This window comes from Saccharothrix sp. BKS2, assembly GCF_047689505.1.
Lineage (GTDB): Bacteria > Actinomycetota > Actinomycetes > Mycobacteriales > Pseudonocardiaceae > Actinosynnema > Actinosynnema lopnurensis.
The window spans coordinates 1-16,335 of sequence record NZ_JAUQOL010000016.1; the positions used below are offsets into that span (position 1 = coordinate 1).

Annotated in this window: 11 protein-coding genes; 4 read left to right on the plus strand and 7 right to left on the minus strand. The window is 74.7% G+C overall.

The window, feature by feature from the left end; all coding sequences use genetic code 11:
- Positions 1 to 238 precede the first annotated feature (238 nt).
- On the minus strand, positions 239 to 910 hold the full coding sequence (locus Q5530_RS30010; protein WP_415366187.1) for a lytic polysaccharide monooxygenase auxiliary activity family 9 protein: 672 nt from the start codon (positions 908 to 910) through the stop codon (positions 239 to 241).
- A gap of 298 nt (positions 911 to 1,208) precedes the next feature.
- Between Q5530_RS30010 and Q5530_RS30015 the strand changes: the two genes are divergently transcribed.
- The 4 genes from Q5530_RS30015 (at position 1,209) to Q5530_RS30030 (ending at position 7,408) form a co-directional block, all read left to right on the plus strand.
- The gene (locus Q5530_RS30015; protein ID WP_415366188.1) at positions 1,209 to 2,438 is read left to right on the plus strand and encodes a DUF4032 domain-containing protein; all 1,230 of its coding nucleotides are present in this window, start codon (positions 1,209 to 1,211) and stop codon (positions 2,436 to 2,438) included.
- A 178-nt stretch (positions 2,439 to 2,616) separates the two neighbouring features.
- On the plus strand, positions 2,617 to 3,282 hold the full coding sequence (locus tag Q5530_RS30020) for a nitroreductase (RefSeq protein WP_415366189.1): 666 nt from the start codon (positions 2,617 to 2,619) through the stop codon (positions 3,280 to 3,282).
- Between the two features lie 191 nt (positions 3,283 to 3,473).
- Positions 3,474 to 3,740, plus strand: a complete 267-nt coding sequence (locus Q5530_RS30025; protein ID WP_415366190.1) for a hypothetical protein — start codon at positions 3,474 to 3,476, stop codon at positions 3,738 to 3,740.
- 164 nt (positions 3,741 to 3,904) lie between these two features.
- A complete protein-coding gene (locus Q5530_RS30030) occupies positions 3,905 to 7,408 on the plus strand; it encodes a hypothetical protein (protein WP_415366191.1) in 3,504 nt (1,167 codons plus the stop codon).
- A gap of 61 nt (positions 7,409 to 7,469) precedes the next feature.
- Here Q5530_RS30030 and Q5530_RS30035 read toward each other — a convergent pair whose 3' ends face one another.
- The 6 genes from Q5530_RS30035 to Q5530_RS30060 form a co-directional block, all read right to left on the minus strand.
- Positions 7,470 to 9,812, minus strand: a complete 2,343-nt coding sequence (locus tag Q5530_RS30035) for an ATP-binding protein (RefSeq protein ID WP_415366192.1) — start codon at positions 9,810 to 9,812, stop codon at positions 7,470 to 7,472.
- 31 nt (positions 9,813 to 9,843) lie between these two features.
- Positions 9,844 to 10,311: a (2Fe-2S)-binding protein gene (locus tag Q5530_RS30040; protein ID WP_415366193.1), complete on the minus strand. Its 468-nt coding sequence runs from the start codon at positions 10,309 to 10,311 to the stop codon at positions 9,844 to 9,846.
- On the minus strand, positions 10,308 to 11,156 hold the full coding sequence (locus Q5530_RS30045; RefSeq protein WP_415366194.1) for an FAD binding domain-containing protein: 849 nt from the start codon (positions 11,154 to 11,156) through the stop codon (positions 10,308 to 10,310). Before Q5530_RS30045 ends, Q5530_RS30040 begins: the two co-directional genes overlap by 4 nt.
- Complete coding sequence (locus Q5530_RS30050) at positions 11,153 to 13,507, minus strand: xanthine dehydrogenase family protein molybdopterin-binding subunit (RefSeq protein ID WP_415366195.1); 2,355 nt, start codon at positions 13,505 to 13,507, stop codon at positions 11,153 to 11,155. The genes Q5530_RS30045 and Q5530_RS30050 overlap by 4 nt, the downstream gene beginning before the upstream one ends.
- A 113-nt stretch (positions 13,508 to 13,620) precedes the next feature.
- A complete protein-coding gene (locus tag Q5530_RS30055; RefSeq protein ID WP_415366196.1) occupies positions 13,621 to 14,934 on the minus strand; it encodes a cytochrome P450 in 1,314 nt (437 codons plus the stop codon).
- 92 nt (positions 14,935 to 15,026) lie between these two features.
- Positions 15,027 to 16,220, minus strand: coding sequence for an esterase-like activity of phytase family protein (locus Q5530_RS30060; protein ID WP_415366197.1), 1,194 nt, complete (start codon positions 16,218 to 16,220; stop codon positions 15,027 to 15,029).
- Positions 16,221 to 16,335: the final 115 nt, after the last annotated feature.

Below are 16,335 nucleotides of genomic sequence, written 5' to 3' on the forward strand. Positions count from 1 at the left end.
CGGCCCCGACGTCAAGTCCACCACCACCGTCTCCATCCCCTACGCCTACACCCTCGACCAGACCACCTGCGTACCGGGCATCGTCAGCCGCACCGCCGGCGCCAACAACGGCATGAAGGAATCGAACGGCACCTGCTAGGCGGGCCGCCGAACGACGACCGGGCACGACCGACGGCCCCTCGGCCCGCACTCCGGTGCGGTGCCGAGGGGCCGTCGTGGTACGCCGATCGCGGTCGCCCTACTGGAAGACGACGTCCGAGCAGAAGTAGTACGACTGGTCCGAGTGACTGGCCTGCCAGATCACGTACACGACGTGGCGGCCGGTGCGGCTGCCCGCGTTCACCGCCACCTGGTACTGCCCCGCCGGCGCGTAGCGACCGGTGGTGGTGAGCAGGTCCAGGTTGTTCCACCCCAGGGCCTGGGTGGTGGAGTTGAAGCCCTGCTTGGTGACGTAGACCCGCAGGTAGTCGGCACCGTGGCGGGCCTGGTCGGTGACGGTCAGGGTGAACTGCCGCGACTTGGTCACGGCCTTCCACTGGCCGGGGTTGTCCAGCGCCGCGTACCGCATGCCGCCGGTCCGGCCGCCGCTGCACAGCTGGCCGTTCGGGATCTGGCCCTGGTGGTTGCCCGCCACGCCCTCGCGGTACAGGCCGTTCCAGTTCCACATCGCCGTCGTGTCGGCCTGCCACGCCTGCCAGCACATCGGGTCCTGCTGGGCCATGGACGGGTTCTGGAAGTCGCTGCCCCAGCGCTGCCAGCAGCCGTAGTTGCGCGAGGGCGGGTCGGTGGTGGAGCCGTGCGCGTCGGCGACACCGGTGAGCACACCCGCCAGCAGCCCGGCGACGGCGGCGACCGTCGCGGAGGCGCGGGCGAGCAGGTTCTTTCTCGCGGGGATGGCTTTGAGCGCCACTCTCTCCTCCTCGTTGAGGATGACCACATATTTTGGGAGCGCTCCCAAATCGCACTGTAACCAGCCGTGCGCGGAGATGGGAAGTGTTGTCCCACAAGCGGTTCGCGTTCGACGGCATTCGACGTGCGCGTTCGACGAAAGCCCTTTCCGCTCCCCGTGGTCGGCACCGGTCCCCTCCCCGGTGCGCCGCCGGTGGAGCCGGCCGACGCGTACCGGGACGCCGGTGAGCAGTCACACACCCCGGCCGGCCACCGGCGACGGGTACCTTCCGCTCGTCCACGCACGACGGGAGGACCCGATGCGCTTCCTGTTCCGCCCGCCCGCCACCGAGGCGACCGGCCTGCTGTCGCTGCCCTGGGCGCGGCCGCTGGAGGAGTGGGACGAGGACCTGCTGCTCACCGTGCCGCAGCGGGGCATCTCCCGGCACGTCGTGCGGTTCGTGACCAGCGACGGCCGGGTCTACGCGCTCAAGGAGATCTCCGAGCGGCTGGCCCGCCACGAGTACGCCGTGCTGGGCGAGCTGGAGCACGAGGGGATGCCGGCGGTGTCGGTGCTGGGGCTGTGCGTGGACCGCCCGGACGACCAGCAGGCCGTCCTGGTCACCCGGTACCTGGAGCACTCGATGTCCTACCGGTACCTGTTCTCCAGCCCGCGCGGCGACGACCACTCGGCCGACCGCCTGGTCGACACGCTGGTGGAGCTGCTGGTGCGGCTGCACCTGTCGGGCACGTTCTGGGGCGACTGCTCGCTGTCGAACACCCTGTTCCGGCTGGACGCGGGCAAGCTCGCCGCCTACCTGGTCGACGCCGAGACCGTGGAGCGGCACCCCCGGCTGTCCGACGGCCAGCGCCACCACGACGTGGACCTGGCGCGCGAGCGCATCGGCGGCGAGCTGATGGACCTCCAGGCGGGCGGCCTGCTGCCCCCCGAACTGGACCCGATCGAGGTGTCCGACAGCGTGCCGCGCCGCTACGGGGCGCTGTGGGACGAGGTCACCCGCGAGGAGTCCTTCCGGCTGGACGAGCAGCGCTACCGCGTCGCCGAACGCCTGCGCCGCCTCAACGACCTGGGCTTCGACGTCGGCGAGGTGGAGCTGATCACCTCCGGGGGCGGCGCCCGGCTGCGGGTGGACATCCGGGTCGCCGAGAGCGGCCAGCACCGCCGCGAGCTGTTCCGCCTCACCGGCCTGGAGGCCCAGGAGAACCAGGCCCGCCGCCTGCTCAACGACCTGCGCTCGTTCCGCGCCTACCTGGAGCAGCGCGACGGCCGCCCGGTGCCCGAGGCCACCGCGGGCCACCTGTGGCGCAGCGAGGTGTACGACCCGGTGGTGGCCGCCGTGCCGCCCGACCTGCTCGGCGTGCTGGCCCCGGCGGAGCTGTTCCACGAGGTGCTGGTGCACCGCTGGTACCTGTCCGAGGACGCGGGGCGCGACGTGGGCACGACCGCGGCGCTGCGCTCCTACCTGGCCACCGTGCTGCCCCACCAGGACGGGGACCAGGAGGCCGGCGAGGACGACCTGGTGGGCTGACGCCGGGCGGGTGCGTCCCGTGGACGTCCCACCCCCCGCCCGCCGCCGGGGTCAGGGGTCGGCCGCGCGGCCCGGCGGCTGTGTCCGTCGTCTCCCGGACCGCTCGCCCTGTCACACCCGGGGATCCCCCGATCGTCCTCGGACCAGGAGCACCGGGCAGCAGAGGGGACGAGGGACCATGGACGTGTACGAGGCGGTCACGAGCCGACGGGCCGTGCGCGGGTTCACCGACCGGCCGGTCCCGGGGGAGGCGCTGGAGCGGGTCCTGACCGCCGCGGCCTGGGCGCCGTCCGGGTCGAACCTCCAGCCGTGGCACGTCTACGTGCTGACCGGCGCGCCGCTGGCCGAGCTGAAGCGGCGGGCCGGCGAGCGCGTGGCCGCGGCCGACGACTGGGACGAGCGGGAGTACGAGATGTACCCGGCCGGGCTGAAGTCCCCCTACCGCGAGCGCCAGTCGGCCTTCGCCGCGCAGCGGTACGGCGCGCTGGGCATCTCGCGCGGGGACGTGGAGGCGCGCCGGCGGGCGGCGGCCGGGAACTGGGACTGCTTCGGCGCGCCCGCCGCGCTGTTCTGCTACATCGACCGCGACCTGGGGCCGGCCCAGTGGTCCGACATCGGCATGTACCTGCAAACCGTCATGCTGCTGCTGCGCGGCGAAGGGCTGCACAGCTGCGCGCAGATGGCCTGGTCGGTGTACCGGGAGACCGTCGCGGAGGTGCTGTCGCCGCCGGCCGGGCTGGTCCTCTTCTGCGGCGTGTCGATCGGGTTCGAGGACACCTCGGTGAGCTTCCCCCGCACGGGCCGGGCGCCGCTCGCCGAGACGGTCACGTTCGTCGAGGGCTAGCGGGGCGCGCGGCGGCTCGAGAACGGATCGACCCCGGCCAGGGGCGGGTCGGGGTGCGGAGGGCTTCGCCGCGCTGGTGGAGGAGCTGCGCGTGGGCCGGCCCGCGTGCCGACCGTGGCCCGACGAGCCAGGTGTGAGGTCGAACGGCATCGGGTAGGTGAACCGCACTTGGGACGAGACAGGGGTTCGAGATGAGCGAAGCAGACCACGTCTGGCGTGTCACGGTGGCCGAGCGCGAGCACGAGGTCGAGATCGACCACAGCTCGATGACCGGCAAGATCCTGGTGTCCGTCGACGGCGAGCAGGTGGGCGACGGGCGCCTGTGGTTCACCAGGAAGGAGATCGACTTCCAGGTGGGCGGGGTGCCGGCGAGGATCAAGGTCGACTACGCCTACTCCGGGCTGGCGGCCAAGAGCAGCCTGCACCTCGACGGCAGGTACGTCGAGCCCTTGAGGTGACGGCGGTGGTGCGCCACCCGCGGGTGGCGCACCACCCGCCCGGATCAGGCAGGGCCGGAGCGGAGGGTGATCCGCCACGGGCGTGGTAGTGCGCCGAAAGCCGTGACACGACCCCGGTGAGGCGGGATCATGTCTGCTCGCGCTCGTTCGTGTGGGGGTTCACCATGCCTGACGACCCGTTCAACCTGCACGGCAGGGACCGGGCCACCGCCCTGGTGCGGGAGTTCACGACCCGTCCCGAGCCGAAGGGGTGGCCGACCACGCGCCGCACGCCGGTCCTGATCTTCACCGGGCCGAAGGGCTGCGGCCGGACCGCGCTGCTCGACTCCCTGGAGAGCCGGCTGCGGGGCGCGGTCCCCCACGCGCGCGTCAACTGCGGCGAGCTGGGCAGCAGCACGGCCTGGGAGGTGCTGCCGCTGCTGGCGTTCGACCTCAACCGCAACGCCGCCGGGTACGGCTCGATCCCGTTCCCGCGCTTCGTCACCGCCCAGGTCGCCATCTCCGCGCAGGTCGACACCCTGGGCCACGCCGCCCGATTACGCATCCGGGAGGCGTTGGAGAACGCCCGGCGCGTCGACCAGCTGCGGACGTTCCTGGACAACCTGGCGCAGGACCTCGCCGGCGCGGTGCCGGGGGTGGGCGCCGTGCCGGGGGTGGCCACGGCCGCGCGGTACGCGCCGAACCTCGTGCTGGACGGCCTGGTGTCGTGGCGGCACGGTCGCCGCGTCGTGCTGGGCGAGGGCCTGGAGTGGTACGGCGCGGGCGACAAGGCGTACGACGAGCTGGCCCGGCTCAACCTGCTGACCCGCGACGACGCGGGCGAGGCCGACCGCAAGGAGGCCACCGAGCTGCTGTGGGCGGCGTTCCTGGCCGACCTGCGGGCCGCGTTCGGCCGGGGTCGCGGGGCCCGCGCGTGGTCGCTGAACTGCGTGCTGCTGCTGGACGACGTCGACACCAAGCCCGGTCGCCTGCTCTACCGCGCGCTGACCGACGCCCGCCGCGGCGAGCCCGACCCGTTGACCGTGGTCGCCACCAGCGCGGGCGGGGTGGCCCGGCACGTGGAGCCGGACGGCGAGATCCCGTTCGCCGAGGAGGCGGGCTACGAGGACTACCTGCTGCGCAGGCAGGGCGAGTACGAGAGCGACTCCTACCCGGTGGCGCTGCGCGACCTGACCCTGGACGAGGTCAAGGACATGGTGGCCGACGTCGCCGGTCCGCGCCTCAACGCGCACCGCGCGGTCGCCGCCGAGGTGTACCGCTTCACCAGGGGCCACCCCGCCGCCACCGCCGTGGTGGTGAAGGCCGTCGGCGACCACACCGGTGAGGACACGTCGGTGAAGCGGCTGCTGGGCGCGCGGTGGCGCGGCCCGGTCGACAAGGACCCGGTCACGGTCGAGGCGCGGTTGCGGCGCGAGCTGCTCGGTGCCGCGTCCCCCGAGGCGCTGGCCGAGCTGGAGGCGTGCGCCGCCGCCCGGGACGTGGAGCAGGCCGACGAGCTGACGGGCAGCGACCTGGTGCCGTCCTCGCGCGGCGGCGCGGGTCCGGTGCCCGACGCGCTCCAGGTCCGCGACCCCGACCCTGGCCGGCCGGTGCTGCGGGCGGGCGACGGGCCGCCCGCCGACCCCGGTCGGGCCGACGAGGACCGCGTGGTGCTGCTGCCCGCGTTGCGGCACCTGCTGCTGCGCCGCCTGGCCGCCGACCCCGCGCGGTGGGCCGCGGCGCACACCTGGTTGCGGGAGCACGGCCGGGAGTCCGACCGCCACTACCACGCGCTGGCGCTGCGGGACGTGGACGCGGTGGTGCGGTGGCTGGAGGGGCTGCTGCCCGACTCGCGGGCGTGGTTCGCCGCGCTCGACGCCGTCACCGCCGCGCCCAACGACCTGGACACCGACGAGACCGATCCCGGTCGGGTGCTGGCCGCGGCCGGCCTCACCGCGCCCGCGGCGGAGCCGGGGCGGACGATCACCCGCGTGGTGGCGGCGCTGTGGGCCGCCAACGACCCGCTGTCCACGGCGAACCGCGCGGAGCTGTGGACCAGCGCGGCGTGGGACCTGAAGACGCTGGCGCAGCAGCCGGGCGTGGCGCGCAACGACTTCCTCAAGGCCGCCGCGCTGCGGGAGGCCAGGGCCGAGGCGGGCGACACCCCGCCGACGAGCCGGGGTCCGCGCCGTCGGGCCTCGACCAGGCCGGAGGAGCTCGACTTCACGCCGCCGACGCCCCGGGGCGCCCGGCGCGCCGCGCGGGTCAGGCTGGCGGCGCTCGCCGCGGCGCTGGTGGTGGTGGTCGGGGCCTCGGTGCTGGTCGGGCTGAACCTGTTCACCCGGTGCGGCGAGGGCGTCCACGACCGGGGCGGCGAGTGCGTGGGCGTCACCGACGGGTCCTACGTGTTCGACGACCGGCTCGCCGACGTGCAGCGGCGGATCCTGGCGGAGAACGAGCGCGTGGCCGGGCAGTCGCACGTCACGGTCGCCGTCCTGACGCCGCTGCTGCCCACCGAGGTGGGCAGCGTGACGTGGGAGCGGGTCCGCGCCCAGCTGGAGGGTGCCCACGTCGCCCAGCTGACCGCGAACCAGGACAAGCGCGAGCCGAAGGTCCGGTTGCTGCTGGCCAACCCCGGCAGCACGCAGCAGGAGTGGCGCCGGGTGGTGGACCAGCTGGTCGAGCTGGCCGACGAGCAGCGACTGGTCGGCGTGGTCGGGGTCGGCCAGAGCACCACCAACGCCCAGCACACGGCCCGCGCGCTCGCGGAGGCCGACGTCCCGATGATCGCCTCGGTGATCACCGCGACCGGGTTCCAGGTCGAGCCGCCCGCGCAGCCGGGCGAGCTCACCCGCTACATCAGGGGTTTCGCGCGGGTCAACTCCACCACCGGCAACCAGATCGCGGTGCTGACCGACTACCTGGCCGGGCGCGGCGTCGGGCGGGCGATGCTCGTCTACGACGACAACGAGGACGACCTCTACACCTCCACGCTGCACGAGGAGTTCAAGGCGGCCGGGGCGAGCGGCAGGCTGGCGATCACCGTGGAGAACCCGTTCGACACCGAGGCGACGCTGGACAACCAGTTCAACCAGATCACCAAGGACCTGTGCAGCGACGACGCCCTGGACACGGTGCTCTACGCCGGTCGCGCGGTGCTGCTCGACGACCTGATCAGCAACCTGCGGCGGCGCACCTGCGCGCTGGACCGGCCCATCACGCTGGTCTCCGGTTCCGACGCGTCGATGCTGCGCACCAGGGACGACCTGCGGCCCCGGCCGGAGCAGCCGCCCCTGGCCGTCGTCTACGCCCCGCACGTGGACCCGGCGGCGGCGCGGCAGATGGGCATCACCGAGTTCGACCAGCTCACCGCGAGGTTCGAGGAACTGGGCTTCACCACCGCCGACCTGGCCGACGGCTGGGGCGTGATGATGCACGACGCGTTGCTGGCGATGGTGGACGTGGTCAACCGCGCCGCGGTGGGGTTGAAGTCGGGTGAGGCGCCGACGCGCCGGAGCGTGCGGGCGGAGCTGGTGCGCTCCGACCGCGAGCGCAACCAGGTGCGCGGCGCTGGTGGTCCGTTCACGCTGGACGCCACCACCGGCAACGCGGTCGGGCGGCAGCTGCCGGTGATCGAGGTGGGGGCGGACGGGGTGTTCCAGGTGCGGGCGATCATCCCGGTGCGCTGAGGGTGGCGGTGCGGTCGGGCGGGCCTGACCGGGCCTGACCGGGGCCGATCTGCCCGCTCGCTCACCCGTTCCGCGCGTCCGCGTCCGGTTCCGGTGTCGGGTCGAGGGCGTCGAGTTGCCGCCGGACGCGGTCGGCGTCGGCGTCGCGGCCCTGGTCGCGGTACAGCTCCAGGGCTTCCCGCCAGACCGCGCGGGCCTCGTCGTGGTGGCCGAGGGCGGCGTGGGGGTGACCGAGGCCGTCGAGGGTGTTGGCGGTCTCGGTGGTGTCGCCGAGGGTGCGGAACAGGGCGAGGGCCTGCCGGTACCGGTCGACGGCCCGGCGGTGGTGCCCGGTGCGGTGGTCGATGAAGCCGAGGCTGTCCAGGGTGGCCGCTTCGCCGTCCGGGATGCGGTGACGGCGGAACAGGACCAGCGCGGCCTCGCAGTGGTCTCGGGCGGTGTCGTGGTCGCCCAGCCGGGCGGCGTGCCAGCCCATCGAGTTGAGCGCGGTGGCCTCCCACACCGGCTGGTCGAGGGCGCGGTAGAGGTCCAGGGCGTGGCGGGCGTGCTCCAGCGCCCGCCCGTCGTCCTCGCGTCGCCACGCCCGTACGAGGGCGAAGTGGGTGTGGGCCAGTTGGGCGGGGTCGTGGTGCTGCTCGGCCAGGGCGAGGGCCCGGTGCAGGTGGTCCATGGCCTGGTCGTGCCGCCCCAGCGCGGCGTGGGCGTGGCCGAGGAAGCGGTGGGCGAGGGTGCGGTGGGTGGGGTCGGGCAGGTGGCCGGCGGAGTCGGCGGCGGTCCGCCACACGGCCACGTCGTCGCGGCGGTGCCCTCGTCGGTAGTGGAAGGTGCTCAGGGCCCAGGCCAGGTGCCACGCGACCTGGTGGCGGTGCTGGGCGGCGGCGGTGTGCTGGGCGGCCAGCAGGTGGGGGTGGTGGGTGTCGAGCCAGGCCAGCGCGGCGGGGTGGTCGGGCAGCGGGTGGGGGCGGGTGCCGGGGGTGGGCGGGTCGAGCCGGACCGGGGGCGGCCAGCGGGGGTACAGGAGGTGGTCGGCGGCCAGGGCGGTGTGCAGGTGGAAGTCGACCACCCGGTCCAGCGCGGCGCGGCGCACCGGTTCCGGCAGCTCGTGGGCGGTGGTGGCGGCGTAGGCGCGCACGAGGTCGTGCATGGAGTAGCGGCCGCGCGGGTGCCGGTCGAGCAGGGAGTGGTCCTCCAGGACGCGCAGGGCCTTGCGCGCCCGCGCGGCGGGCAGGCCGGTGAGGGAGGTGGCGGCGGGCAGGTCGATGTCCGGGCCGGGGGCGATGCCGAGCAGGGCGAACACCGTCCGGTGCCGGTCGGTGAGGTGGCGCAGGGACCAGGACAGCACGGCGGGCAGGCCGGCGGCGGGGTCGTCGTCGTTGTCGTCGTCGAGCACGTCCAGGCCGAGGTCCCGCAGTTCGGCGGCGAACTCGGCCAGCGGGATGGCGGGGCGGGTGGCGGCGTGGCGGGCGGTGATCGCCAGGGCCAGCGGGTGACCCCCGCACAGCCCGATCAGCTCGTCGGTCACCCCGGGTTCGGCGGCGATCCGCTCCTCCCCGAGGCGCAGGGCCAGCAGGTCGCGGGCCTCGGCGTGGGTGGGCACGCCCAGGGGCAGGTGGCGGGCGCCGTGCCGGCCGATCAGGGCGGGCAGGGTGGTGCGGCCGGTGACCAGCACCGTGCAGGACGCGCTGCCCGGCAGCAGCGGTACGACCTGGTCGGTGGTGGCGGCGTTGTCCAGCACCACCAGCATCCGCCGCCCGGCGACCAGGCTGCGGTACAGCGCGGCCAGGGCGTCCAGCTCCGCGGGGAGCCCGCCGGGGTCGACACCCAGGGCGTCGAGGAAGCCGCGCACCGCGTCGGCGGGTTCGGTCGGCCGCCCGGTGGGGCTGAAGCCGCGCAGGTCGACGAACAGCTGTCCGTCGGGGAAGCGGTGCAGGTTGCGGTGGGCCCAGGTCAGCGCCAGCCAGGTCTTGCCGATCCCGCCCGCCCCGCCGATGGCCGAGATCACCACCGCAACGCCTGGTGGTGGATCGGGCGGGAACTCGCCGGGCGTTGTCGCGGTTCGGGGGTCGGGGACGGCGGTGCCGGTGCCGGTGGCGGTGCTGCTGCTGGTGGCGGGTGTGGCGGTGCCGGTGGTGGCAGGCGGGGCGGCGACCGGCGCGGTGCCGGACGTGGTGCCGGACGTGGTCCCGAACGCAGGGCCGGTCCCGGTGAGGGCGCGGTCCAGTGCGGCCAGCTCCCCCACCCGTCCGGCGAACGCCCCGGGCGCGGCGGGCAGTTGGCGCGGCACCACCGGCGCGGGCCTCGCCCGCGCCGCTAAGTGCACGCCCCCGTGCACCACACCCGCCTGCACCACCACACCCGCGTCACCCGACACCACGTTGCGGGACCCGGACCCCGGCGTCACCACCGCGAACACCTCCCCCGGTCCGGCCGAGGCGTCAGTCCGACGACTCGGCGACGGCTCTGACGGCGTCGACGATGTGCTGGTAGCCGGTGCAGCGGCAGAGGTTGCCCGCCAGGGCGGCGCGGATCTCGGCCTCCGTCGGGTGGGGGTGGTCGCGCAGCAGCTCGGTGGCGGTGGCCAGCATCCCGGGCGTGCAGAAGCCGCACTGGAGGGCGTGGTGGCGGCGGAACGCCTCCTGGAGGGGGCTGAGCGCCCCGTTGTCGGCCATCCCCTCGACGGTGGTGACGCTCGCCCCGTCGACCTGGGCGGCGAGCAGGCAGCACGAGCGGGCGGTGGCGCCGTCGAGCAGGACGGTGCACGAACCGCAGGCGCCGTGCTCGCAACCGACGTTGACGCCGGTGAGGCCCAGGTCGTGGCGCAGGAAGTCGGCGAGGGTGCGGCGGGGCTCGCAGGTCGCCTCGACCGGCCTGCCGTTGACGGTGAGGGTGACGGTGAGCTTCACGGGGCGACCGCCTGTCGGAGGGCTCTGCGGGTGAGCACGGCCGCCATGTCGCGGCGGTAGGCGGCCGGGGCGTGGAGGTCGTCGGGCGGGTCGGTGCTGTCGGCGACGGCGTCGGCGGCCGAGGCGATGGCGTCGGCGGTGGGGGCGCGGCCGACCAGCAGGGCCTCGGCGGCGGTGGCCCGCAGCGGGGTTGGTCCGGCGCCCGCGACGGCGACGCGGGCCCCGGTGACGGTCCCCTCGGACACGGTGACGCAGGCGACGACGGCGACCAGGGCGGGGTCGTTGTGGCGGCGGCACAGCTCGGCCACGGCGTGGCCGCTGCCCGGTGGCGGCACGGGCAGGCGCACCTCGACGAGCAGCTCACCGGGGGCCAGGGCGGTGCGGTGCGGGCCCAGGAAGAAGTCGCGGGCGGCGATCGCGCGCGGCCCGGCGGGGCCCCGGGCGATGAGGGTGGCGTCCAGGGCGACGCAGACGGCGGGCAGTTCCCCGGCCGGGTCGGCGTGGGCGGCGCTGCCGCCGACCGTGCCGCGGTTGCGGACGGCCACGTGCCCGACGTGGGACATGGCCTCCGCCAGCAGCGGCACCTCGCGCCGCACGAGCGGTGAGGTCTCGACCCGTCGGTGCCGGACCAGGGCGCCCAGCACCAGGTCGGTCCCGGAGAGGCGCAGGTGGTCCAGGTCGAGCCGGTTGACGTCGACCACGGTCGTGGGCCGGGCCAGCCGCAGGTTCAGCAGCGGCACCAGGCTCTGCCCGCCGGCCAGCGCCCTGGCGCCGTCGCCCGACAGGGCGCTCACGGCCTCCTCGACGGTGGCGGCGCGCACGTAGTCGAACGGGGCGGCCTTCACCGGCCGGTGCCCTTCCGGATGGCCGCCAGCAGGGCCGGCGGGGTGATCGGCAGGGAGGTGATGGTGACGCCGCGGTCGGACAGCGCGTCCTCCACCGCGTGGGCGACGGCCGCACCGGCGCCCACGACACCCGCCTCCCCCATCCCCTTGAACCCGCCCGGGACGTGCTCGGCGGGCGTGGACATGTGCTCGATGCCGAAGGGCGGGACCTCGACGGCCGTCGGCAGCAGGTAGTCGGTGAACGAGCGGGTCAGCGCCTCGCCGGAGGGCCCGTAGGACAGCTGCTCGAACAGGGCGCCGCCGATGCCCTGCGCCGCGCCGCCCTGGAGCTGGCCGTCCACGATCAGCGGGTTGATCACGGTGCCGCAGTCGTGCGCGATCAGGTGGCCGAGCAGGGTCACCACGCCGGTCTCCACGTCGACGGAGGCCAGCACGGCGGTGCAGCCGTAGGAGGTCGCCGTGTTGACCGGGTCGTAGACCTCGCGCTCCTCCAACGTCGGCGTCTCGCCCTCGGGCAGCGCGCCGTCCACCCGCCGGTAGGCCGCGTCGCCGACCTGGGCCAGCGTCAGGGCCGCGCCGGGCACACCGCGCACGGAGACGACCCCGTCGGCCACGTCCAGGTCGTCGGGCGAGACCTCCAGCACGTGCCCGGCGATCCGCAGCACCTTGGCGCGCAGCCGCGTGGCCGCGGTGAGCAGCGCCGCGCCGCCGACGGCCGCCGCGCGGCTCGCCCCGGTGCCGTACCCGGTGTAGGGGCAGGCGTCGGTGTCGCCGGAGATGACGGTGACGTGGTCCAGCGGCACGCCCAGGCACTGGGCGGCGACCTGCGCCAGGGCGGTGTGGATGCCCTGCCCCATCGCGCTCAACCCGGTGTGGACGGTCACGTGCCCGGTGGAGTCGACCCGCACCACCTCCTCGTCGAACCCGGAGTGCCGCAGGCCGCCCCGGTTGACGATGCGCGACGGCCCGAAGGCCGACACCTCGGTGTGGAAGGAGTAGCCGACCCCGACCGCCTCGCCCCGCGCCCGCGCCGCCGCCGCGAACCCCGCCCAGCCCGCCCGCGCCACGGCCCCCAGGCACAGGTCCAGGCACTCCTCGTAGCGCCCGCCGTCGTGCACGAAGACCGGGCCCGGGTACGGGAACGCCGACGGCGCGATGAAGTTGCGCCGCCGCACGGCGTGCGCGTCCACGCCCAGGCGCCGGGCCAGCGCCTCGACCATGTGCTCGTGCACGAAGTTGGACTTGGGCAGCCCGTAGCCCCGGTAGGAGCCGTAGGGCGACCTGTTCGTCAGCACGCCCACGACGTCCACCCGGAAGGCCGGGATGTCGTACGGGCCGGTCATCGTCGCCGCCGTGGTCCAGCACGGGGACAGCCCCGCCGAGCCCACCACGCCGCCGAGCACGCCGTGCAGGGTGCCGCGCATCCCGGTGATCGTGCCGTCGGCCCGCGCCGCGAGCTCGACCTCGATGCGCTGCTCGCGGGAGTGCGAGCTGGCCACGAAGCTCTCCCGGCGGTCCTCGACGAGCTTCACCGGCCGGCCGGTCACCCGGGACAGCACCGCCGCCACGACCTCCTCGCCGTAGAAGTCGAACTTGGTGCCGAACCCGCCGCCGACGTCGGGGGTCCGCACGCGGATCCGGCCCACCGGCAGGCCCAGCACCTCGCCGAGCAGCTCCCGGACCAGCTCGGGCGCCTGGGTCGACAGCCACACGTCCAGCCGCCGGGTGAACGGGTCCCAGGTCGCCACCACGCCCCGCGTCTCCAGCGGCGCCCCCAGCTGCCGGGAGAACCGGAACGACTCGCGCAGCACGACCTCCGCCTCGGCGAAGGCCGCCGCCACGTCGCCCTTCTCCACCAGCACCCGGGCGCCCACGTTGTCCGGCAGGTCCTCGTGCAGGCGGGGCGCCCCCGGCGCCAGCGCCTGCTCCACCGTGGTGACGACGGGCAGCGGCTCGTACTCGACCTCGATCAGCTCGACCGCGTCCTCCGCGGTCGCCCGGTCCACCGCCGCCACCGCGGCCACGCCCTGCCCGGGGTAGCGCACCGCGTCCACCGCGAGCGGGTAGCCGGAGGGGATCGGCGCACCCGGGTCGGGCCACCACACGACCGGCTGCCGCGCCACGACCGCGGCCCGCACGTCCGCACCGGTCACCACCCCGAACACACCGGGGTGCGCGGCCGCGGCGGTCGTGTCCACGCGCACCACGCGGGCGTGCGGCAGGGTGCTGCGCAGCACGGCGGCCTCGAGCATCCCCGGCAGCCGCACGTCGTCGAGGAACCGGGTGCGGCCGGTGAGCAGCCTCGGGTCCTCCGTGCGGCTCACCCGCGCGCCGATCAGCCCTTCGCCCACGCCGCCCCCCGGATCCGAGGTCAGGCAGCCACTGTCCCACCGCGGCGGGGTCCGGGGGAATCGCACAAGAGGGTGCCGTACCAGGCTACGGGCGAAGCCGGCCGGGCACCGGATCAGCCGCCGAGCACCGCGGGCAGGCGCTCGTACCCGCGCAGCACCCGCGTCGACCGGTGCACCGCCCCCGGCAGCAACCGCAACCCCGGGAACCGCTCGAACAACACCCGCAGCCCCACCTCGCCCTCCAGCCGGGCCAACGCCGCACCCAGGCAGTGGTGCCGACCCGCCGAAAAAGCGATGTGCTCACGCGCGTTGACCCGGCACACGTCGAACCGCCCCGGATCCCCGAACACCAGCGGATCGCGGTTCGCACCCGCCAGCACCGCCGTCACCAGCGACCCCGCCGCCACCGGCACCCCCGCCACCTCCGTGTCGCGCACGCACGTCCGCCCCGTCAACAGCACCGGCGGATCGACCCGCAACACCTCCTCCACCGCGTTCGACCACCGCGCCGGATCACGCCGCACCACCGCCAACTGCCCTGGGTGGTCGTGCAACAACGCGATCCCGTTCCCCAACAGGTTCACCGTCGTCTCGAACCCCGCCGCCAGCACCAACCCGGCCGTCGCCCGCAGCTCCACCTCCGACAGCCCCACCCCGTCCTCCCGCGCGGCCACCAGCCGGCTGAGCAAATCCTCACCCGGCCGGGCCCGCAACCGCCCCAGGTGCTCGGCCAACCACGCGTCGAACGCCACCAGCGCCGCGTCCACCCGGCGGAACCGCCCCCACGACAACCCCGTGTCCAGGCTCGGCGCGGCGGCCGCGCCCAGCTCCAGCACCCGCCGCCGCTGCTCCGGCGGCACACCCAGCACCTCCGAGATCATCGTGACCGGCAGCAACGCGCAATAGGTCCCGGCCAGGTCCACCGGGCGCCTCGGGTCGAGCGCGTCGAGCAACTCGTGCGCCGTCCGCTCCGCCAGCCCGCGCAACCCCTCCACCGCCCGCGCGGTGAACACCCCCGTCACCAACCTGCGGTACCGGGTGTGGTCGGGCGGCTCCGCCACCAGCAACGACGGCCGCACCATCGGGTGCAGCGCCTCCGGCGCCGACCACTCGGCCAACCGCGCCAACACCCCCGTCCCCGCCCCGATGCCGCTGCGGAAGTCGTTGCTCGTCAACACCTCCCGCACCACCGCGTGACTCGCCGTCACCTTGGAGAACGCGCCCTCCACCAGCGGCCCGCCACCGCGGATCTCATCGAACAACCCGCTCAACGCCCCGGTCGGCAACTCGTTCGACGCCACGAACAACCGCGCCTGCGGATCACCCCGCCGAGCCGCGGCCAGCAGGGCGGCCCGGGGAAGCCCGTGCTGCACACCCCACCGCACCACCGGCTTCACCACACCCCGGACCCGCCCCGCGAACCGCATCGCCGCCACCCCCTCCGCAGCACCGACACGTACCACAAAACCCGACCACGGGAAACCGCACCGGGAACGCGCCCACCCGGCGCGCTCGACCGCTACCGCCGCCGCAGCACCCGCGGATCCGCGCCCAGATCCCCGGCCAACCTCAGCGTGATGAACTCGTTGTCGTCCGGCTTCCCCGGCGTCCGCCCCGACGACGACGGGAAGTTGTTGTCGTTCAACACCCCGATCGTGTGATCGTCGAGGACCACCAGGTCCTCGATCGTGGTGAACGGGAACGTGAACGTCCTGCCGAACCCACCCAGCCCCCGCGGGTTCGCGACGTCCAGCAGGTCCGCCACCAACGTCTTGTCCAGCACCCCGTCCCGGTCCCGGTCCCGCTTGTCCACCAGGTACACCCGCTTCGCGCGCGCGTCCACGCCCTGCGCCCCGTCGCGCTCGATCACCAGCAACCGGTTCCGGTCCACCGTGACCGCGTCACCGATCGCGTGCTCCGGCCGGTCCAACCGGTAGGTCCACCGCTTCCCGGTGTACCGCCCCGACCGCACGTCGAACTCGTTCAACCGCAGCGTGCCCGCCGCGTCCCCCGCGACCGTCCCCTCCAGCAACGCGTCCAGCGTCCGGCCGTCCGCCGACAGCGCCAGGCCCTCGTACCCCTTGCTGCCGCCCAGGTTCGGCGCACCCGCCGGGTTCTCCGGCGCGAACACCCCCGGCAACGGCACCGGCGGCGCCAGCAACCGCCCCGCCCGGTCGAAGTGCAGCAGGTGCGGGCCGAACTCGTCCCCGATCCAGTACGAACCGTCCGCCACCCGCACGATCGACTCCACGTCCAGGTCGGCCCCGGTCAACACCCGGTCCGGCCGCGTCAGCGGGAACGGCACGTGCCCGTGCGGGTCGGTCAGCGTGATCCCCCCGACCACGTCCACCGCGCCCGACCCGAAGTCCGGCGCCACCCGCTGGACCCGCAGCGCGAAGTCCGCGCTGTTGGCCTTCGCGCCATACCCGTTGTCCGACAGCACGTCGTAGGTGCCGTCGGCGTTGCGCAGCACCCCGCTGAACCCCTGCACCGGCTGGTCCGCGAACGGCGCCACCACCCCGTTGACCGGCGCCGTCCCCAGCGCCGCCCCGGACGGCTCGCTGCCGGGCACGAACGTCGACGCGGGCAGCGCGGCGAACCCGGTCAGCGTCGCCCGCCCCCAGTCGCGGCGGTCGTCGGGCGACGCCACCCCGGGCACCGCGACCCCGACCGACACCAGCACCGACAGACCGACCAGCAGGCTTCTCCTCATGGCCGCACGTTAGGACCGCGTGGTGAACAGTGGGTGGCGCGCGCCCCGAGCGCGGCTGAACGTTGCTTTTGAACAACACTGAAGCAATAGGGAACGGCAAATTTCACTCGTAAGA

What these genes read in the sequence shown, in the direction of transcription:
- Q5530_RS30015 (WP_415366188.1), top strand. Translation starts at nt 1,209, where the DNA reads ATGCGCTTCCTGTTCCGCCCGCCCGCCACCGAGGCGACCGGCCTGCTG.
- Q5530_RS30020 (WP_415366189.1), top strand. Translation starts at nt 2,617, where the DNA reads ATGGACGTGTACGAGGCGGTCACGAGCCGACGGGCCGTGCGCGGGTTC.
- Q5530_RS30025 (WP_415366190.1), top strand. Translation starts at nt 3,474, where the DNA reads ATGAGCGAAGCAGACCACGTCTGGCGTGTCACGGTGGCCGAGCGCGAG.
- Q5530_RS30030 (WP_415366191.1), top strand. Translation starts at nt 3,905, where the DNA reads ATGCCTGACGACCCGTTCAACCTGCACGGCAGGGACCGGGCCACCGCC.
- Q5530_RS30055 (WP_415366196.1), bottom strand. Translation starts at nt 14,934, where the DNA reads ATGCGGTTCGCGGGGCGGGTCCGGGGTGTGGTGAAGCCGGTGGTGCGG.
- Q5530_RS30060 (WP_415366197.1), bottom strand. Translation starts at nt 16,220, where the DNA reads ATGAGGAGAAGCCTGCTGGTCGGTCTGTCGGTGCTGGTGTCGGTCGGG.